The sequence below is a fragment of the Streptomyces sp. NPDC048337 genome, from assembly GCF_043201175.1.
Taxonomy (GTDB): domain Bacteria; phylum Actinomycetota; class Actinomycetes; order Streptomycetales; family Streptomycetaceae; genus Streptomyces.
The window spans coordinates 141,117-165,626 of sequence record NZ_JBICYR010000015.1 but is presented as its reverse complement, the minus strand read 5'-3'; the positions used below and the strand labels follow the sequence as shown (position 1 = coordinate 165,626).

The window sequence follows — 24,510 nt, the reverse complement described above, 5'->3', positions numbered from 1 at the left end:
GATATCCTCTGTGACCATGCTCGACGACCGTACGACCGCAGAGACGATGTGGCCGACCGCGTACCCCCAGGGATACGCGGTCGTCGACGTGGAGACCACCGGACTCGCTCGCGACGACCGGATAGTCTCCGCCGCCGTCTACCGGCTCGACGCCCGGGGCAACGTGGAGGACCACTGGTACACCCTGGTCAACCCGCAGCGCGATCCCGGACCGGTGTGGATCCACGGTCTGACGAGCGCGATGCTCGCCGACGCTCCGCTCTTCAAGGACATCGCCGAGGAGTTCGCGGACCGGCTCGCGGACCGCGTGCTCGTCGCGCACAACGCCATCTTCGACTGGCAGATGATCGCCCGGGAGTACGCGCGCGCCGCCGAGACCGCGCCGGTCCGTCAGCGGCTGTGCACCATCGCCCTGTCGAAGGAACTGAACCTCCCGCTGCCCAACCACAAGCTGGAGTCGCTCGCCGCGCACTTCGGCGTGGTCCAGCAGCGCGCCCACCACGCGCTCGATGACGCCCGGGTACTGGCGGAGGCCTTCCGTCCGTCGCTGCACGCGGCCGCGCGGGACGGCGTACGGCTGCCCCTGCTGGAGTGCCGGCCGCTGACGGAGTGGTCCGACTCCCCCGCCGCCCCGCGGGTCGGCTACCAGGCCTCGTACGGGGGCGGCGGCACCTGGCGGGCCTCGCGCAAGCGGCCGCCGTGCCCGTACCCGAACCCGGGGCGCTTCGAGGACGGCAAGCCGCTGAAGCAGGGCATGCGGATCGCCTTCTCCGGTGACACCTCGGTCGACCGGGAGCTGCTGGAGGACCGCGCCGTCGAGGCGGGCCTGCACGTGGCGACGAGCGTGTCGCGGCTCACCAGCCTGCTCGTGACGAACGACCCCGACTCGGCGACCTCCAAGACGGTCAAGGCGAAGTCCTTCGGCACGCCGATCGTCGACGAGGCCGCCTTCACGCAGCTGCTGCGGGACGTGGCGGACGCGGAGTCCTGAGCGGGGGGCGTTGCGCCGGGCGGGTGCAGGCGCGGCGACTCACCCCGCTGGATCTTGTTCCGGTCCTCCGCCGTGCGCAGCATTCGGCACATGGCACGTTGTGAGGTCTGCGGAAACGATTACGGCATGTCCTTCGAGGTGCACGCGCAGGGCGCGGTGCACGTCTTCGACTGCTTCTCCTGCGCCATCCACCGCATGGCGCCCCTCTGCCAGCACTGCCAGGTCCGGATCATCGGGCAGGGCGCCGAGGTCGAAGGACAGTGGTACTGCGGGGCGCACTGCGCCAGAGCGGAGGGGAAGGTGGGCATCGTCGACCACGTCTGACTCCCCCGCACCACGCGCCCCGTTCCCTCCCGTGACCCCGGTGGGCCACCCGGCCGCCGGGGTCCTCGTCGCTGGGGGTACCGTCGTGGGCGTGTACCGCTTTGTGCTGACCCGGCAGTGGGTGTGCCTCACCCTCATCGCCCTCGTCCTCATCCCCGTGATGATCAAGCTGGGGTTCTGGCAGTTCCACCGCCATGAGCACCGGGTCGCGCAGAACCAGCTCATCGACGCGAACCTGCGGGCGAAGCCGGTCCCGATGACCGGGATCACCTCCCCCGGCCACACCGTCCCCCGCGCGGACTACTGGCGCGCGGTCACCGCGACCGGCACGTACGACACCGCGCACGAGGTGGTCGTACGGATGCGGACCTCGGCCGACGACAAGGTCGGCTTCCACGTCGTGACCCCGCTGGTGCTCGGCGACGGCCGGGTCGTGCTGGTCAACCGGGGCTGGGTGCCCGGCGGCGACGACCCCCGCGCCTACCCGCCGGTGCCTGCCGCCCCCGCGGGCGAGGTCACGGTCACCGGCCGGCTGAAGGCCGACGAGACCAGCGGCGGCAGCGGCATCAAGGACCGCAAGGGACTCCCGGACCGCCAGGTGATGCTGATCAACAGCGCGCAGCAGGCGGAGTACCTGGGCAGGCCCGTCCTCGGCGGCTACCTCGAACTCACCGCTCCGACCCCGGCGGACGGCAGCCCCGAGCCCATCGGCGACCCCGACCACGACTCGATCGGGCCGCACATGGCGTACGCGGTGCAGTGGTGGCTGTTCGCGGCCGCGGTGCCGGTGGGCTGGCTGATCCTCGTACGGCGGGAGAAGCGCGACCGTGCGGAAGCGGCCGCGAAGGCCGCATCCGCCGACGAGCCGGAGCCGGAGCCGGCGACGGCGTAGCGTGTCGGCATGGATCTTGGACTGAAGGACCGTGTCTACATCGTCACCGGGGCCACGCGCGGCCTCGGTTTCGCCTCCGCCCGTGAACTGACCGCCGACGGCGCGAAGGTCGTCGTGACGGGGCGGGACGAGAAGCGGGCGGCCGACGCCGCGGCCGCGCTCGGCCCGAACGCCGTGGGAGTGGCGGCCGACAACTCCGACCCTGAGGCCGCCGCTCGGCTCATCGCGACCGCGCGCGAGCGGTTCGGCCGGCTGGACGGCATCCTCATCAGCGTCGGGGGCCCGGCCCCGGGTGTGGCGGCGGACAACACCGACGAGCAGTGGTCGGCGGCCTTCGACTCCGTCTTCATGGGCGCGGTACGGCTGGCGCGGGCGGCGGCGGCCGAACTGGGCGAGGGGGGTGTCATCGGCTTCGTGCTGTCGGGCTCGGTGCACGAGCCGATCCCCGGCCTGACCATCTCGAACGGGCTGCGCCCGGGGCTGGCGGGCTTCGCGAAGTCCCTCTCCGTGGACCTCGGGCCGCGCGGGATCCGGGTGGTCGGGCTGCTGCCTGCGCGGATCGACACGGACCGGGTGCGGGAGCTGGACGCGCTGTCCGGCGACGCCGACGCGGCCAGGGCCGGGCACGAGTCGCGCATCCCGCTGCGGCGCTACGGGACCCCGGAGGAGTTCGGCCGCTCGGCGGCCTTCCTCCTCTCCCCGGCCGCCTCCTACCTGACGGGCATCATGCTCCCGGTCGACGGCGGCTCCCGGCACGGCTTCTGACCCGCCGTCTCCCTGCGTGTGCGGCCACAAGACCGGGGCTCCGCCCCGCACCCCGCTCCTCAAACGCCGGCCAAATCCAGCCTCGCCTGCGTTTGAGGCGCGGGGGTCCGGGGGCGGAGCCCCCGGCAGCGGCGCCGCAGGGCTAGGTCACGCGTTGGGCCCGGTGGGACGTGACCCGGAGGCGGGCCTCCGTCGGCAGATCGGCCAGGCCCGCCGAGCGGCAGGCGTGGGTCAGGACCGGGCCCGCGAGGGCGGCGAGGGTGTCGGCCGGGACCGCGTGGGGTTCCAGCTCCAGCGCGACCCGCAGGGCGGGCGAGCCCCGCCGCCCGCGCAGGGCGACCCGGCAGCGGGCGACCCCGTCCAGCGCACCGACCTCCGCCGCCACCGCCTCCTCCAGCGCACGCCCCCGCAGCAGCGCGAACGCCCCGTCCCCGGTGTCCACGACCACCGCCTGGAGCCGCGAGCGCCGCAGCTGGGACAGCAGCCACCACAGCGCCAGCAGCACCATCAGCGCGAGCCCGGCGAGCAGCGCCCACCACCACCAGCCCTCGGCATGCCAGTACCGGCGCCGGGCCTCCTCCGTCAGCAGCGGGGCGTGCCGGCCGCCGAGCGGCCAGGACGCCGTCAGCACCGAGACCCCGGCCGCCAGCAGCACCAGCCCGGCCACCGCCAGCAGGATCCGGTTCACCAGCCCGAGCACCCGCTCACCTCCTGACCCGTACGTGCGGATGCGGCGGGTGCGCGAGTCCCAGTTCCTCGATGCCGACGGCGAGCACCGCGTCCAGGTCGGCCCGTACGTCGTCCAGCTCCCGGAAGTGCGAGGTGGCCCGCACCCCGACGTGGGACCGCCCCATCCTGACGCGGACCGACCGCACCCCGGACACCTCCATGGCCCGGTCCCGCAGCACCTGCGCCGCGTCCTTCCGCCCGAGCCCGGCCCGCACCGCGGCGGCGCCCTCGGCCGGCTCCGGCGTCCGCATCGGCAGGATCCCGCGCAGCCCGGGGGTGAGCGCCAGCAGCAGGAGCACCGCTCCGGCCACGGCGAGGGCCCCGCCGCCCAGCAGCACCCCCAGGTCCGCCGGAGTGTGCCGGTCCAGCTCGTGGGCGAGCTCGCGGCGCCAGCCCATGCCGGGCCGGTGGGCCCGTACCGCGGCCAGGTCGTACAGGAACAGGGCCGACGCCCCCAGCAGTACGAGGGCGGCGAGCGCGGCCGGGGTCCGCCGGGCGGAGCGGAACCGGTGCGCGCCGGTCACCGCAGCCGCCGGTCCCGGCCGGCGGCGGACCGGGTGTGCGTGGAGTGCAGGTGCTCGATGTCGATGTCCACCTCGGGTACGGACATCTCCGTGTACTCCTCGATGCGCCCGACCACCCGGCCGCGTACGGCGGCGCACTGGGCGGCGAGGTCGGAGGGGTAGGCGAGCTCCAGGCTCACCCGTACCCGTGCGATGTCGTGGTGCACGGTGACGGTCGCGTGCGGCGCGGCGGCCTGCTCCGGGGGTGCGGTGAGCGCCTCCCGGGCGGCCTGGGCCGCGATCTTGGCGACGACCCGGTCGGCGATACGGGTGGCCCCCCGGTCGGCGGGCGGCACCCGGGGCGGCGTGGCCCGGGGCGGAGTGCTCATCGGGGCCTCACCCGCGCCGGTCGTCGCGGCGGCGGAAGAGGTCCCCGGGCTCCAGGTCCCCGTCGAGGAACCGGCCGGCGACGAAGCCGATGGCGCCGAGGGAGGCCACCAGCAGGAAGGCCCCGAAGCCGCCGAAGTATCCGGCGAACGCGAGGGCCATGCCGGCGAAGAGGCCGGCGACCGCCATGCTCATTGCGTGGCTCCTCTCGGCTACTGGAGCCGGGTCTGCGGTTCCGCGTCGGGCTCGTCGGGCTCGTCGGGCAGTTTGACGTCGCTGACCGCGATGTTGACCTCGACGACCTCCAGGCCGGTCATCCGCTCGACCGCCGCGATGACGTTCTCACGGACCGCCCGGGCCACGTCTCGGATCGACACGCCGTAGTCGACGACGATCTCCAGGTCGAGGGCGGTCTGCACCTCGCCGACCTCCGCCTTGACCCCGCGGCTGACGGCGGCCTTCTGGCCGCCGGGGACGCGTTCGCGGACGGCGCCGAAGGTACGGGAGAGGGCGCTGCCGCTGCCCATGGCGTGCACGCCGACCACCTCGCGCGCGGCCAGCCCGGCGATCTTCTCGACCACACCGCCTTCGATGGTGGTGCGACCGCGGTCGCCGGGGGCCTTGCCGGAGCTCCCGGATGCGGATGCGGGTGCGGATTCCGTCATCGTTCGTCCCTTCGCGCGTGCGGACTCACTCCGCACCACGTTAAGCGCGCGGCGCCGCTCCCGCGCCGGGACTACGCCAGTCGATCGGCATCGGCCGGATCCGCACCCGCGGGTCAGTCGGAGAGGCCCGCCAGGTCGCGCAGGCGGCGTGCCTGAGCCGCACGCTCGGCGGTGCGCTGGTCGTCGTACGGCCGGGACTGCGCGTCGCGCAGCAGGGCCTTGGTTTCGATGACGGCGTCCCGCGGCGGGGCCAGCAGTGCGGTGGTGAGGTCCTGGACGGCGGCGTCGAGCTCCTCCACCGGGACCACCAGGTTGGCGAGGCCGACGCGCTCGGCCTCCTCGGCGTGCACGAAGCGGCCCGTGGCGCAGATCTCCAGCGCCCGGGCATAGCCGACGAGCGAGGTCAGCGGCTGGGTGCCGGCGAGGTCGGGCACCAGACCCAGGCTGGTCTCGCGCATGGCGAACTGCACGTCGTCCGCGACCACGCGCAGGTCGCACGCGAGCGCGAGCTGGAAGCCGGCGCCGATCGCGTGCCCCTGCACGGCGGCGACGGAGATGATGTCGTTACGCCGCCACCAGGTGAATGCCTCCTGGTATTCGGCGATGGTGGAGTCGAGCAGTTCGTCCGAACCGCGTGCCAGGTCGAGGAAGGACGGCTCGCCCTCGAAACCCTCGGGGGTGAACGCCTGCCGGTCGAGCCCGGCGGAGAAGGACTTGCCCTCGCCGCGCAGCACGACGACCCGGACGGTGCCCGGCAACGACCTTCCGGCCTCCGCCAAAGCCCGCCAGAGCGCGGGGGATTGGGCGTTTCGCTTGGCCGGATTGGTCAGTGTCACCGTGGCGACCGTGTCGTCGACGGTGAGTCGTACGCCGTCCTTGTCGAGCAGAGTCATCTGTATGCCTCCGGTGTGCAGTCGGCCGCGATTCCGGCCTAAGTGACTGCACAGTAACCACCCAGCCGACCGCGGAGTCGACCGGGGGTCACCGAAGGTACTGCTGGAACAGCTGGAACCTATGTGGAACCGCGGAGAACGGGGTCAGGCCGTAGCCGCCTTCTTGCCCCGCGTCGCGCCACCGCGACCGCGCAGCGAAACCCCGGACTCACTGAGCATCCGGTGGACGAATCCGTAGGACCGGCCGGTCTCTTCGGCCAGCGCCCGGATACTCGCACCGGAGTCGTACTTCTTCTTCAGGTCTGCCGCGAGCTTGTCGCGCGCGGCGCCGGTCACCCGGCTGCCCTTCTTCAGAGTCTCGGCCACCCGTGCCTCCTCATGGGAAGTGCGCTCTGGACTTCTCATGATCACCCCTCCCACGCTTCCTGGCCACCCATTCAGCAAGGTCGGTGCGACGGCATTTCTCGACTGGTGGACACCCGAGCAGAACGGAATCTCCTCTTCCGCTGCATGACCTCCGTCACACTTCACCGCCCTCGCGGGGAATCGCCAGGTCAGGGGCGGGACGCCGGAAAACGCACGACCCCGGCCGCTCCCGCTCGGGGGTGCGGCCGGGGCCGTCGTGCGCCGTGCAACGGTACGAGACCGTCTCACTCAGATGATGGATCACCCCTGAGCCGAATGATCCATAAGGAATTGGATCAGGGGCCCGGGGGCGGTCAGGCGAGGGCCACCAGGTCCCGGTAGTCCGGTCCCCACAGGTCCTCGACGCCGTCCGGGAGCAGGATGATCCGCTCCGGCTCCAGCGCCTCCACGGCGCCCTCGTCGTGCGTGACGAGGATGACCGCGCCCTTGTACGTGCGCAGCGCGCCCAGGATCTCCTCGCGGCTGGCCGGGTCGAGGTTGTTGGTGGGCTCGTCGAGCAGCAGCACGTTCGCCGACGAGACGACCAGCGTGGCCAGGGCCAGCCGGGTCTTCTCGCCGCCGGAGAGCACGCCCGCGGGCTTGTCCACGTCGTCGCCGGAGAAGAGGAAGGAGCCCAGCGTCTTGCGTACGGCGACCAGGTCCAGGTCGGGCGCGGCGGAGCGCATGTTCTCCAGGACCGTGCGCTCGGGGTCGAGCGTCTCGTGCTCCTGGGCGTAGTAGCCGAGCTTGAGGCCGTGGCCGGGGGTGACCTCGCCGGTGTCCGGCTTCTCGGCGCCCGCGAGCAGCCGCAGCAGCGTGGTCTTGCCGGCGCCGTTGAGGCCGAGGATGACCACGCGGGAGCCCTTGTCGATGGCCAGGTCGACGTCGGTGAAGATCTCCAGGGAGCCGTACGACTTCGACAGGCCCTCGGCGGTCAGCGGGGTCTTTCCGCAGGGCGCCGGGTCCGGGAAGCGCAGCTTGGCGACCTTGTCGGAGACGCGGACGGCCTCTAGGCCCGACAGCAGGCGCTCGGCGCGCTTGGCCATGTTCTGCGCGGCGACGGTCTTGGTCGCCTTGGCGCGCATCTTGTCGGCCTGCGAGTTCAGGGCCGCGGCCTTCTTCTCGGCGTTCTGGCGCTCGCGCTTGCGGCGCTTCTCGTCGGCCTCGCGCTGCTGCTGGTAGAGCTTCCAGCCCATGTTGTAGACGTCGATCTGGGACCGGTTGGCGTCCAGGTAGAACACCTTGTTGACCACGGTCTCGACCAGGTCGACGTCGTGGGAGATCACGACGAAGCCGCCGCGGTAGTTCTTCAGGTAATCGCGCAGCCAGACGATCGAGTCGGCGTCGAGGTGGTTCGTGGGCTCGTCGAGGAGCAGGGTGTCGGCGTCCGAGAAGAGGATCCGGGCGAGCTCGACGCGGCGGCGCTGGCCGCCGGAGAGGGTGTGCAGCGGCTGGCCGAGGACCCGGTCGGGCAGGCTGAGGGCGGCCGAGATGGTCGCGGCCTCGGACTCGGCGGCGTACCCGCCCTTGGTGAGGAACTCGGTCTCCTGGCGCTCGTACTGCTTGAGCGCCTTCTCGCGGGTGGCGCCGGAGCCGCCCGCGATGCGCTCCTCGTTCATCCGCATCTTCTTGATCAGGACGTCGAGGCCGCGGGCGGAGAGGATCCGGTCGCGGGCGAGGACGTCGAGGTCACCGGTGCGGGGGTCCTGCGGGAGGTAGCCGACCTCGCCCGAGCGGGTGATGGTGCCGCCGGCGGGCTGACCCTCGCCGGCGAGGCACTTGGTGAGGGTGGTCTTGCCCGCTCCGTTGCGGCCGACCAGGCCGATGCGGTCGCCCTTGGCGATGCGGAAGGAGGCGGACTCGATGAGGACGCGGGCGCCGGCGCGCAGCTCGATGCCGGTGGCGGTGATCACGGAAATACTCCAGGGCGGTGGGGACGGCGGAAGGGGGGCAGGACGCGATGCTTCGACGCCGCTAATCCGCGAGGAGATTTGCCATGGGATTCATTCTACCGGGGGTGCGCAACTACTTATCGGGGTGCCGGGACCTCGTACGCCACTCCCGCTCGTCCCCCGTTCGGCCCAGGGATCGGCCCGGAAGGCCGGGGCGCGTATCAGGATGAAGGGGTTGATACTCGCCGCAGGGGCGGACACCTGGCTCCCAGGCTTCACGGATCGAGGGCGGTGCGGGATGCAGTTCGACGACGACGCCAGTCTGGACACTTCCGAGGTCGAGGACCGGCGCGGCAGCCGCATCCCCGGCGGGCGGGCCACCATCGGCGGCGGCATCGTCGGACTGATCGCACTGGTCATGGGCCTGCTGTTCGGTGTGGGACCGGAGCAGCTGGGACTGTCCTCCGGGGACAGCGAGCCGTCGCCGGCCTCGTCCTCCGTCGACGAGGTGAAGCAGGCGTGCAAGACCGGGCGGTCCGCGAACGCCCGGGAGGACTGCCGGCTGGTCGCCGTGGTCAACAGCACCCAGGACTTCTGGAGGCAGGAGTTCACCCGGCGCGGCGGCACCTACACCCCGGCGCCGACCGTCTTCTTCACCGGCCGCGTGAACACCGCCTGCGGGGCGGCCACCTCGGCGGTCGGCCCCTTCTACTGCCCCGCCGACCGGAAGGTCTATCTGGACCTGGGCTTCTTCAACGACCTGCGGGACAAGTTCGGCGCGAGCGGCGGCCCCTTCGCCCAGGCGTACGTGGTGGCCCACGAGTACGGGCACCACATCCAGAACCTGACCGGGACGCTCCAGAAGGCCCAGGACGGGCGGCCGGGTGCGAACAGCAACGCCGTGAAGGTGGAGCTCCAGGCCGACTGCTACGCCGGGGTGTGGGCGCACAACGCGACGCGGACCCCGGACGAGTCCACGGGCAGGCCGCTGATCACGAGCCTGACCGACCAGGACATCAAGGACGGGCTGGACGCGGCGGCCGCGGTCGGCGACGACCGGATCCAGGAGAAGTTCCAGGGCCGGGTGACCCCGGAGTCCTGGACGCACGGGTCGGCCGAGCAGCGCCAGCAGTGGTTCTACCAGGGCTACCGCACGGGCGACATGGCCCAGTGCAACACCTTCCGCTGACTGTCGGCGGCGCCTGCCATGCTGTGACGTGGGTCACCGTCACGAGAGGGAGTGATCGTCATGGCAGGCGTTCCGTCCATCTGTCCCACGCTGGTCTACCGCGACGCGAAGGCGGCCATCAGGCTGCTGACCGAGGCCTTCGGCTTCAGCCAGGTCGCGGTGTACGAGGGTGAGAACGGCTCGGTGATGCACGCGGAGCTGGCCTACGGGAACGGCGTGGTGATGCTGGGCAGCAAGGGCACCGGCGGCGCCTTCGACAAGGCCATGGCGGACGCGGGGCCCTCGGGGGTCTATGTGGTGGTGGCGGACGTGGACGCGCACCACCGGCGGGCCGCGGAGCACGGCGTGGAGATCCTGATGGAGCCCACCGACCAGGACTACGGCTCGCGGGACTACATGGCCAGGGACGCCGAGGGCAACATCTGGAGCTTCGGGACGTACGCGCCGCAGGTCTGAGTCGTCCGGGACCCGCGGCGCGTTCGTCCGTACCGCTACGCGCCGCCGGTGTGGACCTGGAAGGCGGCCCGGCGGACCGCCTTGGCCAGGGCCGGGTCGGGGTGGGCCGCCGCCAGCGCGACCAGGACCTGGACCGTGCGCGGATGCCCGACCGCCCGGACCTCGTCCAGCAGCCGCGGGACCGTGGTCCGGACGGCCGAGTCGAGGTGGCGGGCCAGCAGGTCGGCTTCGCCGTGGTCGGCGATGGCCGCCGCGGTGTCCACCCAGAGCCAGGTCGACTCCTCGGGGGTGAGCACGTCCTGCGCCTCGTCGGGGTCGACCCCGTCGTGCTCGGCGAGCCAGAGCAGCGCGTAGGGGCGCAGGGCCGGCTCCCGTACGGTGGCGCGCACCTCGGGCTCGGCGGGGGCACCGACCACCCGCAGCGCCTCGAAGGCGAGGCCGCGCAGCAGGGCGTCCTCGCCGCGGGCGGCCTGGAGCAGCTCGGCCACGGCGTGCCCGACGGGGCGGGCGGCGAGCCAGGCCTGGTACTCGGCGCGGGCCGGCCCGGGGGTGAGCCGGGCGCAGCCGTGCAGCATGGCGGCGGCGGACTGCTCGATGTTCCCGGCGGGGCTCTGCGCGGCGACGCAGATCTGCTCCAGCTTGACCCAGACCGCCCAGCTGCCGAGCGGGGTGAGGGCGGCCCGGGCGGGGCCGAGGGTGACGGCGTCCACGGCGGCCAGTCCGCCGAGTGCCCAGCGCAGCAGCCGGGCGAGCGGAACGGGCCGGTCGGCCCGGTCGGTGCCGGCCGTCGCGGGTTCCGCCTCGTACGGGACCTCGCACCGCTCGTCGCGCAGTTCGGTGACGCGCTGCCCGAGGAGGTCGAGGAGGTCGGGGACGGTCACGGGACCGGCGGACAGCTGGAGCAGGGACAGGAGTTGGGGCATCGCCTCGACGACCTCGGCGACGGCCGCGGGGGCGATGTCGGCGGGGGCCGGGTGGACGAGCGACCAGGCGTCGAAGAGCGCGACCCAGCCGCGCAGTACGGCGGTGTCGTCGCGGTCCCACGCGCGCAGCCGCCAGCCGGGCCGGGCGTGGCCGCCGTGCACCTCGACGAGCCCGGCGAGCCGGGCGCGGTCCCAGCCGACTCTGATCTGGCCGTGCGTCAGGTTCAGTTCCCCGGCGGCGCGTTCGACGTCGACGGCGGGCAGGGCGCCCGCGGGGGCGGGCCGACCCCCGTCCCCGGCACCGAGGTTGCGTTCGGCCCAGCGGGTCAGGCGTACGGCGTCGGCGAGCGAGGCCCGCGCCCGGTTCGCGAGTTCGGCCGTGGCGGGGGTGCCCGCCGGAGGCCTCGGGGCGGGCCGGGTACGTCGGTCCGTCACCGCCTTGCGGGCCGTGGCGACGGAACGCGGGGAGACGAGTCGGAGTCTGGAGTCGCGAGCCAACTGCTCATCAGGCTTTCGGGACGTCACGGAAGCAGTCTCGCCCGTCACTGGCCGAAAGCCCAAACGGAACGGGTCGTTTCCACTCCTCACCGGGGGTGCATACCGGCACGAACGGCCCTCGGGGCCCCGGCCGCCACACCCCCTTCACCGCCAGGTCACATGACGCGTCACATGAGGGGGGTCAGGAAGCGGCGCAGCGCCTCCTCGTACCCGGCCGGATCGGCGTTCCACATGGCTCCGTGCCCGGCCTCGCGCACGGTGCGCAGGGTGACGAGGTCGGGGCGGGCGGCGGCGAGCCGGCGGGAGGGCTCCCAGGGGGCGAAGGTGTCGTCCGGGCCGTGGAAGATCAGTACGGGGACGCGCAGCGCGCCGGGGTCCGCGCCCGGGGCCCGGCGGTCGGCCCGCAGCCCGGCGCGGCCCTCGGCGGCCCGGACCGCGAGCGGCAGCATCACGGCCGGGGTGCGGCGGGCCGCGGCGAGGGCGCGCAGGGTGGCGTGCCAGTCGAGTACGGGCGAGTCCAGCACCAGTCCGCAGATCCGGTCGGCCAGCGCGGAGCGCTCGGCGGCGTGCAGGGCCATGGCGGCGCCGGTGGACCAGCCGTGCAGGACCACGCGCCGGGCGCCGTAGCGCAGGGCGTAGCGGATGGCGGCGTCCACGTCCCGCCACTCCGACTCGCCGAGGTGGCCGAGGCCGTCCGGGGAGGCGGGGGCGCCGAGGTCCCCGCGGTAGGCGAGGTCGAGGACGGGCAGCCGGTGGCGGTGCAGGAAGGGCATGACCACCATCGGGTGCTCCCGGCTGCTGCCGAGCCCGTGCACGGTGATGACCCAGGTGTCCCGGGCTGCGGGCAGGAACCAGGCGGGCAGCGCGCCGAGCTCGCCGGGGACGTCCACGTCGGCGTGGTCGAGTCCGAGGGCGGTGCGCGGGTTCCCGAGGTGGACCTGGGGGGTGAGGGTGACCCGGGTGCCGGGGTCGAGGCTGCCGTGGGTGACGGCGAGGAGCCGGCGTACGACGGTGTCCGGGTCGTGCTCGGCGTCGGGGAGGACCGGCCCGACCACGGCGTGCACCCCGGGCGCGTCCAGTCCGTACGTACCGGGGCGCAGGGAGCCGAGGGACCGGGTCAAGGCGACCCGGCCGGCGGCGGTGGAGTGCACGCTGAGGCGCGGCCCGCCGGGCAGGGGGCGCCCGGGTTCGGTGCGCAGGGCCGCGTCGGCGGCATACCGGCCGCCCGCGACGGCGGCCGCGACCGCGGCCGCACCGGCTCCCAGGAGGGTCGTGGTGACGGCCGCTGCCGTCGTCGTGGCGGTACGCACCGCTCCAGTGTCGAGGCGCGGGCTCCGGCGGGCCACCGGAGGAGATCGTTCCGTCGGTGGTGCGCGTGGGGCAGAAGCGGAGTGATGTGGCTCACTTTCGGGGGCTGGGAGAGGTGGGCCGAGGGGGCGGATCGGCCGGGCGGAGGGGCCCGTTCACCCGACTTTGACGTGCATTAATCGATATATCTACGAAAGAATCGGGACGAACGGCCTGAACGCGTGGCGTCTCAGTACACCGGTCCGCCCGCGTCAGTTCACCTTCCGTTCATCCAGGTTGCCTACGGTCGCCGAGCCACTGACGCCAAACAGAAGCCTGGGTAAATGGAGCACATAACGCTTCTCCTCGGGATCGTGATCATCACCGCTCTCGTGTTCGACTTCACGAACGGTTTCCACGACACAGCCAACGCGATGGCGACCACCATCTCGACCGGCGCCCTCAAGCCCAAGACGGCGGTGGCCATGTCCGCCGTGCTCAACCTCGTCGGCGCGTTCATGTCCGTGGAGGTCGCCAAGACGATCTCCAAGGGCCTGGTCAACGAGGAAGGCATCCAGCCTGAGGTCATCTTCGCCGCCCTGGTCGGCGCGATCCTCTGGAACCTCGTCACCTGGCTGGTCGGACTGCCCTCCAGCTCCTCCCACGCCCTGATGGGCGGCCTGATCGGTGCCGCGGTCGCCTCCGCCGGCATCGGCGCCGTCAACGGCAGCGTGGTCGTCACCAAGGTGCTGATCCCCGCGATCGCCGCCCCGCTGGTGGCCGGTGTCGCCGCCTACCTGGCCGCCAAGGTCACCTACAAGCTGGGCGGCAAGGTCGGCGAGAAGACCTCCACCAAGGGCTACCGCGCCGGCCAGATCGCCTCGGCCGGTCTCGTCTCCCTCGCCCACGGCACCAACGACGCGCAGAAGACGATGGGCATCATCACCCTGGCCCTCATCGCCGGCGGTGCGATCGCGCCCGACGCGAACCCGCCGGTCTGGGTCATCGTCTCCGCCGGTATGGCCATCGCGCTCGGCACCTACCTGGGCGGCTGGCGCATCATCCGCACCATGGGCAAGGGCCTGACCGACCTGCAGCCGCAGCAGGGCTTCGCCGCCCAGACCTCGGCCGCCAACGTCATCCTGGCCTCCTCCACCCTCGGCTTCTCCCTCTCCACCACCCACGCCTGCTCCGGCGCGGTCATGGGTGCGGGCCTGGGACGCAAGGGCGGCGTGGTCCGCTGGTCCACCGCCACCCGCATGTTCATCGCCTGGGGCCTGACCCTGCCGGCCGCCGCCCTCGTCGCCTCCGGCGCCGAGCTGGTCATGCGCACCGGTGACGTCGGCGTCGCCGCCGTCGCGGTCTTCCTGGTCGCCGCCTGCGCCGCGATCTGGTTCATCTCCCGCCGCCAGGTCGTCGACCACCACAACGTCAACGACGTGCAGCCGGCCGGCGCCGAGGAGCCGGGTGTCGTCACCACGGCCATGGCCGCCGTCGCCGTCCCGCCCATCGCGGCCGCCGGCACCACCGCCGCCGTGACCGACGAGGACCTCAAGGCCACCATCCCGGCCGCGACGACGACTCCGGCGGCCCCGGCCGCCGCGGTCTGACCGAGACACACAGAGGAACGGCAGTATGAAGATCGACTGGGCAGCACTCGGCTCCGTCTTCGGGGTCAGCCTCTCCGCCACCGTCGCGCTCGTGGCCCTGTTCACCCTGGGCCTGGTGGGCCTCTCCAAGCACGAGACCGCCACCGAGCAGGGCGGCACCGCCACCCTGGCCCGCAGCGGCGCGTACGCCTGCTTCGCGCTCGTCGCGGCGGCCGTGGCGTACGGGATCTACCTGATCGTCTCCTGACGCGCCGGCGCTGAACGCTCCCTCCGGGTTCGTCCCGGGGGGAGCTTTCGCGTGCCCAGGCACAGCCGCCACGGCAGCACCGGCGCAGGTCAACGGCGAGTTGACGGGCGTTCGCGGTGCGTGGTGGACTGCCCGAGCCAATACGGCGGCATGGAGAGGAAGTCCGGTGCGAATCCGGCGCGGTCCCGCCACTGTCACCGGGGAGCGCACACCGTGCGTGCGCCCCGGGAGCCAGGAACTCTCGCCGCCGGACACGTCGAACCAGGGCGCGGACCCTGAGTGAGGACATACCTGCCACCATGCGTGCCGACCGCGTCTTCGCGTACGGCGCCACGGCGGGCCTGATCGGCGACCGGATCCTCGGGGATCCGCGCCGAGGGCACCCCGTGGCCGCCTTCGGACGAGCCGCCGCCGCCGTCGAGGGCGCCCTGTGGCGCGACGACCGCGCGCGGGGCGCCCTGCACACCCTGATCTGCGCCGGGGGCGCGGCCGCCGTCGGCGCGCTGGGCGCCCGCGCCGTGCGCTCCCGGCCCGCCGCCGCCCGTATCGCGCTGACCGCCGCCGCCACCTGGGCCGTCGTGGGGGGCACCTCGCTCGGCCGGGAGGCCCGCGCCATCGGCGGCGCGCTCGCCGCCGGGGACGCCGAGGTCGCCCGGGAGCGGCTGCCGCACCTGTGCGGGCGCGACCCGCAGGCCCTGGACGAGCAGCAGATGGCCCGCGCCGTGGTGGAGTCCGTCGCGGAGAACACCTCCGACGCGGTGGTCGGCGCCCTGGTGTGGGGCGCCGTTGCCGGAGTCCCCGGGCTGCTGGCCTTCCGCGCCGTGAACACCCTGGACGCGATGGTCGGCCACAAGTCCCCCCGCCACCTGCGCTACGGCTGGGCCTCCGCCCGCCTCGACGACGTCGCGGGCTGGCCGGGTGCCCGGCTGACCGCGCTGGCCGCCGTCCTCGCCGGCCCGGACCGCCGGGGGGCCGTCCGGGCCTGGCGGGCGGACGCCGCCGCGCACCCGAGCCCGAACGCCGGGCCCGTGGAGGCCTCCTTCGCGGGAGCCCTCGGCGTACGGCTGGGCGGAACCCTCTCGTACGGCGGGCGCGTCGAGCACCGGGCGGTGCTGAACGGCGCGGCGGGCCGGCCGGTGGAGGTCGCGGACATCGAGCGGGCCGTACGGCTGTCCCGTCAGGTCACATGGCTGGCCCTGGGCGCCTGCGTGGCGGCCCGGGCGCTGGTCTCCCGTACGAGGAGGGGAAAGGCATGAGCGGCGCGAAGCGCGGCGGCGGACTGCTGGTCGCGGGCACCACGTCGGACGCGGGCAAGAGCGTGGTCACGGCGGGCATCTGCCGCTGGCTGTCCCGGCAGGGCGTGAAGGTGGCCCCGTTCAAGGCCCAGAACATGTCGCTGAATTCGTTCGTGACGCGCGAGGGCGCCGAGATCGGGCGCGCCCAGGCCATGCAGGCCCAGGCGGCCCGCGTCGAGCCGACCGCGCTGATGAACCCGGTGCTGCTCAAGCCCGGCAGCGACCGCAGCAGCCAGGTGGTGCTGCTGGGCAAACCCGTCGGCGAGATGAGCGCCCGCGGCTACCACGGGGGCCGGCAGGAGCAGCTCCTCGGCATCGTCACGGACTGCCTGGAGCAGCTGCGGGGCACGTATGACGCCGTGATCTGCGAGGGGGCGGGCAGTCCGGCCGAGATCAACCTGCGCCGGACCGACATCGTGAACATGGGCATCGCGCGGGCCGCGCGGTTCCCGGTGGTCGTGGTCGGGGACATCGACCGGGGCGGCGTCTTCGCGTCCTTCTTCGGCACGACGGCGCTGCTGTCGCCGGAGGACCAGTCGCTGATCGCGGGGTACATGGTCAACAAGTTCCGCGGCGACGTCTCGCTGCTGGAGCCCGGCATGGAGATGCTGCGCGGGCTCACGGGCCGTTCGACGTACGGGGTGCTGCCCTTCCGACACGGGCTGGGCATCGACGAGGAGGACGGGATGGGGGTCCCCCCTGTTCGAGCGAAGTCGAGAACTTGGGGGAGGGTCTCCCTGCGGGGTGCCGTACGGGAATCGGTCGTGGCGCCGCCGGTGGGTGAGGACGTGCTGCGGGTCGCCGTGTGCGCGGTGCCGCTGATGTCGAACTTCACGGACGTCGACGCGCTGGCGGCGGAGCCGGGGGTCGTGGTGCGGTTCGTGGACCGGGCCGAGGAACTGGCCGACGCGGACCTGGTCGTCGTACCCGGTACGCGGGGCACGGTGAAGGCGCTGGAGTGGCTGCGGGAGCGGGGGCTCGCGGACGCGCTGGCGCGGCGCGCCGCCGAGGGGCGGCCGGTGCTGGGCATCTGCGGCGGGTTCCAGGCGCTGGGCGAGCGGATCTCCGACGACGTCGAGTCGCGGGCGGGGGTGGTGGACGGGCTCGGCCTGCTGCCGGTGCGCGTCCGCTTCGAGCGGGAGAAGACCCTGGCCCGGCCGGTGGGCTCGGCGCTGGGCGAGGAGGTCTCGGGGTACGAGATCCACCACGGCGTGGCCGAAGTCCTGGGCGGAACCCCCTTCCTGGACGGCTGCCGGGTCGGGTCGGTGTGGGGCACCCACTGGCACGGCTCACTGGAGTCGGACGGGTTCCGCCGTGCGTTCCTCCGGGAGGTGGCGGCGGCCTCGGGGCGCCGCTTCATCCCGGCGCCGGACACGTCTTTCGCTGCGCTGCGGGAGGAACAGCTGGACCTGCTGGGCGATTTGATCGAGGAACATGCGGACACGCGTGCGCTGCTGAGCCTGATCGAGTCCGGAGCCCCGGCGGGCCTCCCGTTCCTCCCCCCGGGCGCCCCGTGAGGGCGGCGGCGGCCCTGCGGGCGGCCTTCCCCCACCCCGCCCCTTCCCGAAACCGGGGCTCCGCCCCGAACCCCGGTCCTCAAACGCCGGACGGGCTGGATTTTCCCGCCCCGGACCCGCAAGTGCGGCTCACTACACGGCACTCCGGCAAGCAGGCGGAAAGCCGCAGCCAAATCCAGCCCCGCCGGCGTTTGAGGCGCGGGGTCCGGGGCGGAGCCCCGGCAACGGTCCGCACCACCCTCGAAGGAGTGAGCACCACATGAGCACGCCCTACCCGTTCACCGCAGTGGTCGGCCAGACCGACCTGCGGCTGGCGCTCCTGCTCAACGCCGTGAGCCCGGCGGTCGGTGGCGTACTCGTGCGCGGCGAGAAGGGGACCGCCAAGTCCACCGCGGTGCGCGCGCTGTCGGCGCTGCTGCCGCAGGTGGACGTCGTGCCGGGGTGCCGGTTCAGCTGTGCCCCGGCCGCGCCGGACCCGGCCTGCCCCGACGGCCCGCACGAGCCGGGTCCGGGCCAGGCCCGGCCCGCGCGCATGGTGGAGCTGCCCGTCGGCGCCTCCGAGGACCGGCTCGTCGGGGCCCTCGACATCGAACGGGCCCTGGCGGAAGGCGTGAAGGCATTCGAGCCGGGGCTGCTCGCCGACGCGCACCGCGGGATCCTGTACGTCGACGAGGTCAACCTGCTCCACGACCACCTGATCGACCTGCTCCTGGACGCCGCCGCGATGGGCGCCTCGTACGTCGAGCGCGAGGGCGTCTCGGTCCGGCACGCCGCCCGGTTCCTGCTCGTCGGCACGATGAACCCCGAGGAGGGCGAGCTGCGGCCGCAGCTCCTCGACCGCTTCGGGCTGACCGTCGAGGTCGCGGCCTCCCGCGAGCCCGCCCAGCGCGTCGAGGTGGTGCGCCGCCGCCTCGCCTACGAGGACGACCCGGCCGGTTTCGCGACCCGCTGGGCCGATGACGAACGGGACGTACGGGCCCGGGTGGTGGCCGCGCGGGCCCTGCTTCCGAAGGTGGCCCTCGGCGACACGGCGCTGCTCCAGATCGCCGCGACCTGCGCCGGCTTCGAGGTCGACGGCATGCGTGCCGACATCGTGATGGCCCGGACCGCGACCGCGCTGGCCGCGTGGGCCGGGCGGACCGACGTACGGAAGGAAGACGTACGGCAGGCCGCGCTGCTGGCGCTCCCCCACCGGCGCCGCCGCAACCCCTTCGACGCGCCCGGCCTGGACGAGGACAAGCTGGACGAGATCCTGGACGGGTTCCCCGACGAGGAGGCGGACCCCGAGCCCGACCCGGAGCCCGAGGGTCCGGACGACGACGGCGGTCCCGACGGGGACGGCGGCGGCGTGCCCCCGCAGAGCGGCGGGCCCGAGACCGCGCACGCGCCCGACGCGCCCGAGGAGGCGGCCCCGGAGACCCCGGAGTCCCGGGAGACCCCCGAGCCGCAGCCCTCCGCCCCGCAGGGCGGGGCCGACGGGCCCGAGCAGGCGGCCGTACGGGCCTCCGAGCCGTTCCGGACCAGGATGCTGAGCGTGCCGGGGCTGGGCGAGGGCGCCGCCGGTCGGCGTTCGCGCGCCCGCACCGCCCACGGCCGGACCACCGGGGCCCAGCGCCCCCGCGGCCACCTGGGCAAGCTGCACCTGGCGGCCACCGTGCACGCGGCCGCCCCGCACCAGAAGGCGCGCGGGCGCAGCGGGCCCGGCCTGGTGATCCGCAAGGACGACCTGCGTCAGGCCACGCGGGAGGGCCGCGAGGGCAACCTCGTCCTCTTCGTCGTCGACGCCTCCGGCTCGATGGCCGCCCGGCAGCGCATGAGCGCGGTCAAGGGCGCCGTGCTGTCGCTGCTCCTGGACGCGTATCAGCGCCGGGACAAGGTCGGCCTGATCACCTTCCGGGGTGCCACGGCCGAGCTGGCGCTGCCGCCCACCTCCTCGGTGGACGCCGCAGCGAGCCGGCTGGAGCGGCTGCCCACCGGCGGCCGGACCCCCCTCGCCGCGGGTCTGCTGAAGGCCCGCGAGGTGCTGCGGATCGAGCGGTTGCGCGATCCGAGCCGCCGCCCGCTGCTGGTGGTGGTGACCGACGGGCGGGCGACTTCGGCGGGGGCCGTCGGCGGGGATCCGCGCGAGCTGTCCGCGCGCGGCGCCCGGCTGCTGGCCGCCGAGGGGGTCGCGTCGGTGGTCGTGGACTGCGAGACGGGGCCGGTCCGGCTGGGGCTGGCCGGGGTGCTCGCCGCCGATCTCGGCGGGCCCGCCGTCACGCTCGACGGGCTGCGGGCCGACTCGCTGGCCGGGCTCGTGAAGAACGTACGTACCGCAGTGACATCTGCCGCATCCGACACCAACAGGAGGGCCGCGTAATGCCTCAGGGACAGCCGTCCGTCGTTCCGGACGACGGGCTCACGACGCGCCAGCGCCGCAACCGTCCGCTCGTCTTCGTCCACACCGGCCCCGGCAAGGGCAAGTCCACGGCTGCCTTCGGGCTGGCGCTGCGCGCCTGGAACCAGGGCTGGCCGATCGGGGTGTTCCAGTTCGTCAAGTCGGCGAAGTGGAAGGTCGGCGAGGAGAACGCGCTCAAGGTGCTCGGCGCCTCCGGCGAGGGCGGCTCCGTCGTCTGGCACAAGATGGGCGAGGGCTGGTCCTGGGTCCAGCGGGACGCTCAGCTCGACAACGAGCAGGCGGCCAAGGAGGGCTGGGAGCAGGTCAAGCGCGATCTGGCCGCCGAGACGCACCGGCTGTACGTCCTCGACGAGTTCGCGTACCCGATGCACTGGGGCTGGATCGACGTCGACGAGGTCATCGAGGTGCTGCGGAACCGTCCCGGTACCCAGCACGTGGTGATCACGGGGCGCAACGCGCCCGAGAAGCTCGTGGAGTTCGCGGATCTCGTCACCGAGATGACCAAGGTCAAGCACCCGATGGACGCCGGCCAGAAGGGCCAGAAGGGCATCGAGTGGTGACCTCGTTCAACATTCCCCGGCTGGTCATCGCCGCGCCGTCCTCCGGCAGCGGCAAGACCACCGTGGCCACGGGCCTGATGGCGGCCTTCTCGGAGCGCGGCCTCGCCGTGTCCCCGCACAAAGCCGGGCCCGACTACATCGACCCCGGCTACCACGCACTGGCCACCGGTCGGCCGGGCCGCAACCTGGACGCCTTCATGTGCGGGCCGGAGCTGGTCGCTCCGCTGCTCGCGCACGGGGCGTCCGGGTGCGACCTCGCCGTGGTCGAGGGCGTGATGGGCCTCTACGACGGGGCCGCGGGCCGGGGTGAACTGGCGTCGACGGCGCAGGTGGCGAAGCTGCTGCGGGCGCCGGTGGTGCTGGTGGTGGACGCGTCGTCGCAGTCGCGGTCGGTGGCGGCGCTGGTGCACGGCTTCGCGTCCTTCGACCCGCAGGTGCGGTTGGGGGGCGTGATCCTGAACAAGGTCGGCTCCGACCGGCACGAGGCGATGCTTCGGGAGGCGTTGGAGGAGGCGGGGATGCCGGTGCTCGGCGTCCTGCGGCGTGCTCCGCAGGTGGCGGCGCCGTCGCGGCACCTCGGGTTGGTGCCGGTCGCCGAGCGGCGCGCCGATGCCGTTGCCGCTGTCGCGGCGCTGGCCGACCAGGTCCGGGCCGGCTGCGACCTGGACGCCCTGCTGGCCCTGGCCCGCACGGCCCCGGCCTTGGCCTGCGAGCCCTGGTCCGCGACCACTGCGCTGACGCGCAGCGCACATGCGGCGGCGCCGAACGGACGGCAGCAGCCACATCCGGCCTCGCCGGCGTTTGAGGCGCTGGGGGCAACCCCAGCGGTAGCTGGGGGAGGGCCCGGGGGCAGCGCCACCGGCAACGGCGCCGCACCCGCGGAGCTCAGCGGAGCCCCCGGCCGACGGCCGGTCGTCGCGGTCGCCGGCGGGGCGGCGTTCACGTTCTCCTACGCCGAGCACGCGGAGCTGCTCACCGCGGCCGGGGCGGAGGTCGTCACCTTCGATCCCCTCAGGGACGAGGCCCTGCCGATCGGGACCTCCGGTCTGGTGATAGGCGGCGGGTTCCCCGAGGTGTACGCGCCCGAACTGTCCGCCAACGAGCCGCTCCGGAAGGCGGTCGCCGAATTCGCCGCGGCCGGGGGCCCGGTGGCCGCCGAGTGCGCCGGGCTGCTGTACCTGGCCCGTTCGCTGGACGGGAAGCCCATGTGCGGGGTGCTCGACGCCGACGCCCGGATGTCGGAGCGCCTCACCCTCGGCTACCGCGAGGCGGTGGCGGTGTCCGACAGCGCCCTCGCCCCCGCCGGGACCCGGCTGCGCGGGCACGAGTTCCACCGCACGGTGATCGAGCCCGGCGCCGGCACCGGCCCCGCGTGGGGGTTCACGCATCCGGAACGCCGCGTCGAGGGCTTCGTACAGCAGGGCGTGCACGCCAGCTACCTGCACACGCACTGGGCGGCGGAGCCGTCCGTGGCCCTCCGCTTCGTCGAAGCGGCGGCCGCCCGGCCGTGAGATCAGTCCGCGAAGCCCACCACGAGCCAGATCCCGGCCACCCCGCCCACCGTGCACATCAGCGTGGACAGGGCGGGGTGCTTGTGGTGCGCCTCGGGCAGGATCTCGGCGGCCGCCAGGTAGAGCAGGACCCCGCCGAAGAAGCCGAGGTACGCGCCGAGCGGTTCCTCCGGAAGGGTGAACAGCAGAGTGGACGCGGCGCCGACCACCGGTGCGGCGGCGTCCGCGAAGAGCATCAGCAGGGCCTTGCGGCGGGCGTTCCCGTAGAGGCTGGTGAGGGTGTACGTGTTGAACCCGTCGGCGAAGTCGTGGGTGATGACGGCCAGCGCCACGGCCACGCCCATGCCGCCGCCGACCTGGAAGGCCGCGCCCAGCGCCACGCCGTCGGCGAGGCTGTGGCCGACCATCGCGGCGGCGGCCGTCAGCCCGACCTGCGGGACGCGGGCGCCGTTCTCGGCGCCGTGCGCGGCCTGACGTACGGCCAGGAGCCGTTCCACGACGTGTGCGACGAGGAAGCCGGCCACGAAGAGCAGCAGGGCGAGCGGAACGCCGAAGACCTCTGCGCCCGCCGCGTGGAGGGCCTCCGGGAGCAGGTCGAGGCCGACGACGCCGAGCATCAGCCCGCCGGCCAGGCCCAGCACGAGGTGGCGGCGGTCGGTGACGCGTTGCGCCGTCCATCCGCCCGCCAGGGTCATCAGGAACGCGCCCAACGCCACCATCACGGCCATGTGCCCCTGAATACCGACTCCTCACCGCGCGCGCACTTCCGCGCGCGGGTGGGCTGTGTCGGACTGTTGACGACGGACACGACGAGCCGGTGACGGCGACTACGGAGGGAGGGCCCCCGGTGGGCGAGTACGACACGCAGCTGGTGGTCGGGGTCGGCGGACGCGCGGGGGTTTCCGTGGCGGAGGTCTGCGCCCTGGTCGAGGAGACGCTGCGGGGGGCCGGGCTGGCCTCGGGGGCGGTGACGGCGCTGGCCACGGTGGACTCGAAGGCGGGCGAGTCGGGGATCGCGGGCGCGGCGGAACGTTTCGGCGTGCCCCTCCTCAGCTACCCCGCCCAGCAGCTGGCCGCGATCACGGTGCCGCACCCCTCGGACGCGGCGCGCACGGCCGCCGGTACGCCGTCGGTGGCGGAGGCCGCGGCTCTCGCGGGGGGCGGGGAACTCCTCGTGCCCAAGCGCCGGTCGGTGGCGGCGACCTGCGCGGTGGCCACGGCCCAGGCGCACGACCTGCGGCACCACGGGGACGCGGAGGTGATGGACGCGGGCTCGGCGCTGGTGGACCTCGCGGTCAACGTACGGGCGGACACACCCCCGGAGTGGCTCAAGCAGCGGATCGCCGCCTCCCTGGGGGATCTCTCCGCGTACCCCGACGGCCGGTCGGCCCGCGCGGCGGTGGCGGATCGGCACGGGCTGCCGGTCGAGCGGGTGCTTTTGACGGCCGGGGCGGCGGAGGCCTTCGTGCTTATCGCGCGGGCCCTGGGCGCCGTACGGCCGGTGGTGGTGCATCCGCAGTTCACCGAGCCGGAGGCGGCGCTGCGGGACGCCGGGCACCGGGTGGAGCGGGTGGTGCTGCGGGCTTCGGACGGCTTCCGGCTCGACCCGGCGGCGGTGCCCGAGGACGCGGACCTGGTGGTGGTCGGCAATCCGACCAACCCGACGTCCGTGCTGCATCCGGCGGCGACGCTGGCCGCGTTGGCCCGGCCGGGGCGGATCCTGGTCGTGGACGAGGCGTTCATGGACGCGGTCCCGGGTGAGCGGGAGGCATTGGCGGGGCGGATGGACCTGCCGGGGCTGGTGGTGCTGCGGAGCCTGACGAAGACGTGGGGGCTGGCGGGGCTGCGGATCGGCTACGTGCTGGCCGAGCCGGAGGTCATCGCGAAGCTGGCGGCGGCGCAGCCGCTGTGGCCGGTGTCCACGCCGGCGCTGGTGGCGGCCGAGGCGTGTGTGGCTCCGGCGGCGCTGGCCGAGGCGGAGGCCGCGGCGGGGCGGATCGCGGCGGACCGGGCGCACCTGCTGGCGGGGCTCGCGGAGTTCGAGGAAGTCACGGTGGTGGGGGTGGCGGAGGGGCCGTTCGTCCTGATCCAGGTGCCGGGCGGGGCGGAGGTCCGCACCCGGCTGCGCGCGCTGGGCTTCGCGGTGCGGCGGGGGGACACCTTCCCGGGGCTGGACCACTCCTGGCTCCGGCTGGCGGTCCGCGACCGGGCCACGACGGGTCGGCTCCTCCAGGCCCTGGACCACGCCCTTGCGCTGACCGCGCGCTGACCACTGCCCTGGCCGGGCGGGGCGCGCGCTGACTGCTGCTCTGGCCGGGCGGGGCGCGCGTTGACTGCTGCTCTGGCCGGGCGGGGCGGCGGTGGGGTTGCTGCGGGGGCACGGGGCGGGAGCCGGAGGCCGGGGGCCAGGCGTCGGGGGTCGGAGGTCGGAGGTGGGGCAGGGGGCCGGGGCAGGGGCAGGGGCAGGGGGCCGGGGCAGGGGGGCGGAGGTGGGGCCGGGGGTGGGGGCGGGGGCGGGGGGGGGGGCGCGGGGGTCCCCCGGGGGGGCGACGTGCGAGGGCCGCGGGGGAGGT

24 protein-coding genes, 1 pseudogene and 1 riboswitch are annotated in these 24,510 nt (G+C 73.9%); of the genes and pseudogenes, 14 read left to right on the top strand and 11 right to left on the bottom strand.

Annotation, left to right across the window (positions count from 1 at the left end; genetic code table 11):
* Positions 1 to 16 precede the first annotated feature (16 nt).
* From ACGFYU_RS23915 to ACGFYU_RS23900, 4 genes are all read left to right on the top strand, one after another.
* The gene (locus tag ACGFYU_RS23915) at positions 17 to 991 is read left to right on the top strand and encodes a DEDDh family exonuclease (RefSeq protein ID WP_393829341.1); all 975 of its coding nucleotides are present in this window, start codon (positions 17 to 19) and stop codon (positions 989 to 991) included.
* Between the two features lie 90 nt (positions 992 to 1,081).
* Entirely contained in the window at positions 1,082 to 1,315 is a 234-nt protein-coding gene (locus ACGFYU_RS23910; protein WP_393829340.1) for a hypothetical protein, read from the top strand.
* Between the two features lie 91 nt (positions 1,316 to 1,406).
* Entirely contained in the window at positions 1,407 to 2,207 is an 801-nt protein-coding gene (locus ACGFYU_RS23905; RefSeq protein ID WP_393829339.1) for an SURF1 family protein, read from the top strand.
* A 9-nt stretch (positions 2,208 to 2,216) separates the two neighbouring features.
* Entirely contained in the window at positions 2,217 to 2,972 is a 756-nt protein-coding gene (locus ACGFYU_RS23900; RefSeq protein ID WP_393829338.1) for an SDR family oxidoreductase, read from the top strand.
* A 142-nt stretch (positions 2,973 to 3,114) separates the two neighbouring features.
* Here the strand turns inward: ACGFYU_RS23900 and amaP are convergent, their stop codons facing one another.
* The 8 genes from amaP to ACGFYU_RS23860 form a co-directional block, all read right to left on the bottom strand.
* Positions 3,115 to 3,672, bottom strand: a complete 558-nt coding sequence (gene amaP / locus ACGFYU_RS23895; RefSeq protein WP_393829337.1) for an alkaline shock response membrane anchor protein AmaP — start codon at positions 3,670 to 3,672, stop codon at positions 3,115 to 3,117.
* A gap of 4 nt (positions 3,673 to 3,676) precedes the next feature.
* Positions 3,677 to 4,225 (bottom strand): DUF6286 domain-containing protein, encoded by a 549-nt coding sequence (locus ACGFYU_RS23890; RefSeq protein WP_393829336.1) that lies wholly within the window; start codon positions 4,223 to 4,225, stop codon positions 3,677 to 3,679.
* A complete protein-coding gene (locus ACGFYU_RS23885) occupies positions 4,222 to 4,593 on the bottom strand; it encodes a hypothetical protein (protein WP_393829335.1) in 372 nt (123 codons plus the stop codon). The genes ACGFYU_RS23890 and ACGFYU_RS23885 overlap by 4 nt, the downstream gene beginning before the upstream one ends.
* Before the next feature lie 7 nt (positions 4,594 to 4,600).
* Positions 4,601 to 4,786: a hypothetical protein gene (locus ACGFYU_RS23880; protein WP_393829334.1), complete on the bottom strand. Its 186-nt coding sequence runs from the start codon at positions 4,784 to 4,786 to the stop codon at positions 4,601 to 4,603.
* Positions 4,787 to 4,803: 17 nt separating this feature from the next.
* The gene (locus ACGFYU_RS23875; RefSeq protein ID WP_393829333.1) at positions 4,804 to 5,256 is read right to left on the bottom strand and encodes an Asp23/Gls24 family envelope stress response protein; all 453 of its coding nucleotides are present in this window, start codon (positions 5,254 to 5,256) and stop codon (positions 4,804 to 4,806) included.
* A gap of 113 nt (positions 5,257 to 5,369) precedes the next feature.
* The gene (locus ACGFYU_RS23870) at positions 5,370 to 6,149 is read right to left on the bottom strand and encodes an enoyl-CoA hydratase/isomerase family protein (RefSeq protein WP_393829332.1); all 780 of its coding nucleotides are present in this window, start codon (positions 6,147 to 6,149) and stop codon (positions 5,370 to 5,372) included.
* A gap of 144 nt (positions 6,150 to 6,293) precedes the next feature.
* The gene (locus ACGFYU_RS23865; protein ID WP_030010789.1) at positions 6,294 to 6,515 is read right to left on the bottom strand and encodes a helix-turn-helix domain-containing protein; all 222 of its coding nucleotides are present in this window, start codon (positions 6,513 to 6,515) and stop codon (positions 6,294 to 6,296) included.
* Between the two features lie 353 nt (positions 6,516 to 6,868).
* On the bottom strand, positions 6,869 to 8,467 hold the full coding sequence (locus tag ACGFYU_RS23860) for an ABC-F family ATP-binding cassette domain-containing protein (protein ID WP_393829331.1): 1,599 nt from the start codon (positions 8,465 to 8,467) through the stop codon (positions 6,869 to 6,871).
* 277 nt (positions 8,468 to 8,744) lie between these two features.
* On the opposite strand from ACGFYU_RS23860, the gene ACGFYU_RS23855 reads away from it, so the two are divergent.
* Both ACGFYU_RS23855 and ACGFYU_RS23850 read left to right on the top strand, forming a co-directional pair.
* The gene (locus ACGFYU_RS23855) at positions 8,745 to 9,635 is read left to right on the top strand and encodes a neutral zinc metallopeptidase (RefSeq protein ID WP_393829330.1); all 891 of its coding nucleotides are present in this window, start codon (positions 8,745 to 8,747) and stop codon (positions 9,633 to 9,635) included.
* Positions 9,636 to 9,695: 60 nt separating this feature from the next.
* Positions 9,696 to 10,091 carry a VOC family protein gene (locus ACGFYU_RS23850; protein WP_393829329.1) on the top strand — a complete coding sequence of 132 codons (396 nt, stop codon included), beginning with the start codon at positions 9,696 to 9,698 and terminating at the stop codon, positions 10,089 to 10,091.
* Between the two features lie 35 nt (positions 10,092 to 10,126).
* On the opposite strand, the gene ACGFYU_RS23845 is transcribed toward ACGFYU_RS23850, so the two are convergent.
* Both ACGFYU_RS23845 and ACGFYU_RS23840 read right to left on the bottom strand, forming a co-directional pair.
* Positions 10,127 to 11,539: a hypothetical protein gene (locus ACGFYU_RS23845; RefSeq protein WP_393829328.1), complete on the bottom strand. Its 1,413-nt coding sequence runs from the start codon at positions 11,537 to 11,539 to the stop codon at positions 10,127 to 10,129.
* Between the two features lie 140 nt (positions 11,540 to 11,679).
* Positions 11,680 to 12,822 (bottom strand): alpha/beta hydrolase family protein, encoded by a 1,143-nt coding sequence (locus ACGFYU_RS23840; protein WP_393829327.1) that lies wholly within the window; start codon positions 12,820 to 12,822, stop codon positions 11,680 to 11,682.
* 321 nt (positions 12,823 to 13,143) lie between these two features.
* Between ACGFYU_RS23840 and ACGFYU_RS23835 the strand changes: the two genes are divergently transcribed.
* From ACGFYU_RS23835 to ACGFYU_RS23805, 7 genes and pseudogenes are all read left to right on the top strand, one after another.
* Positions 13,144 to 14,409: an anion permease gene (locus ACGFYU_RS23835; protein ID WP_393829326.1), complete on the top strand. Its 1,266-nt coding sequence runs from the start codon at positions 13,144 to 13,146 to the stop codon at positions 14,407 to 14,409.
* Positions 14,410 to 14,434: 25 nt separating this feature from the next.
* Positions 14,435 to 14,656, top strand: a complete 222-nt coding sequence (locus tag ACGFYU_RS23830) for a hypothetical protein (RefSeq protein ID WP_266630466.1) — start codon at positions 14,435 to 14,437, stop codon at positions 14,654 to 14,656.
* Positions 14,657 to 14,810: 154 nt separating this feature from the next.
* Positions 14,811 to 14,897: riboswitch (cobalamin riboswitch) on the top strand.
* A 58-nt stretch (positions 14,898 to 14,955) separates the two neighbouring features.
* The gene (locus ACGFYU_RS23825) at positions 14,956 to 15,912 is read left to right on the top strand and encodes a cobalamin biosynthesis protein (RefSeq protein ID WP_393829325.1); all 957 of its coding nucleotides are present in this window, start codon (positions 14,956 to 14,958) and stop codon (positions 15,910 to 15,912) included.
* Positions 15,909 to 17,731, top strand: a pseudogene (locus tag ACGFYU_RS23820) (cobyric acid synthase). The gene ACGFYU_RS23825 and the pseudogene ACGFYU_RS23820 overlap by 4 nt, the downstream one beginning before the upstream one ends.
* Positions 17,728 to 19,827, top strand: a complete 2,100-nt coding sequence (locus ACGFYU_RS23815) for a putative cobaltochelatase (protein WP_393829324.1) — start codon at positions 17,728 to 17,730, stop codon at positions 19,825 to 19,827. The pseudogene ACGFYU_RS23820 and the gene ACGFYU_RS23815 overlap by 4 nt, the downstream one beginning before the upstream one ends.
* A complete protein-coding gene (cobO, locus tag ACGFYU_RS23810) occupies positions 19,827 to 20,426 on the top strand; it encodes a cob(I)yrinic acid a,c-diamide adenosyltransferase (protein ID WP_053678569.1) in 600 nt (199 codons plus the stop codon). The genes ACGFYU_RS23815 and cobO overlap by 1 nt, the downstream gene beginning before the upstream one ends.
* Positions 20,420 to 21,937: a cobyrinate a,c-diamide synthase gene (locus ACGFYU_RS23805; RefSeq protein ID WP_393829323.1), complete on the top strand. Its 1,518-nt coding sequence runs from the start codon at positions 20,420 to 20,422 to the stop codon at positions 21,935 to 21,937. Before cobO ends, ACGFYU_RS23805 begins: the two co-directional genes overlap by 7 nt.
* 2 nt (positions 21,938 to 21,939) lie before the next feature.
* Here ACGFYU_RS23805 and ACGFYU_RS23800 read toward each other — a convergent pair whose 3' ends face one another.
* Complete coding sequence (locus ACGFYU_RS23800) at positions 21,940 to 22,665, bottom strand: ZIP family metal transporter (RefSeq protein WP_393829322.1); 726 nt, start codon at positions 22,663 to 22,665, stop codon at positions 21,940 to 21,942.
* 119 nt (positions 22,666 to 22,784) lie between these two features.
* Between ACGFYU_RS23800 and cobC the strand changes: the two genes are divergently transcribed.
* Positions 22,785 to 24,206 carry an Rv2231c family pyridoxal phosphate-dependent protein CobC gene (gene cobC, locus ACGFYU_RS23795; RefSeq protein ID WP_393829321.1) on the top strand — a complete coding sequence of 474 codons (1,422 nt, stop codon included), beginning with the start codon at positions 22,785 to 22,787 and terminating at the stop codon, positions 24,204 to 24,206.
* The last annotated feature ends 304 nt before the right edge of the window (positions 24,207 to 24,510 follow it).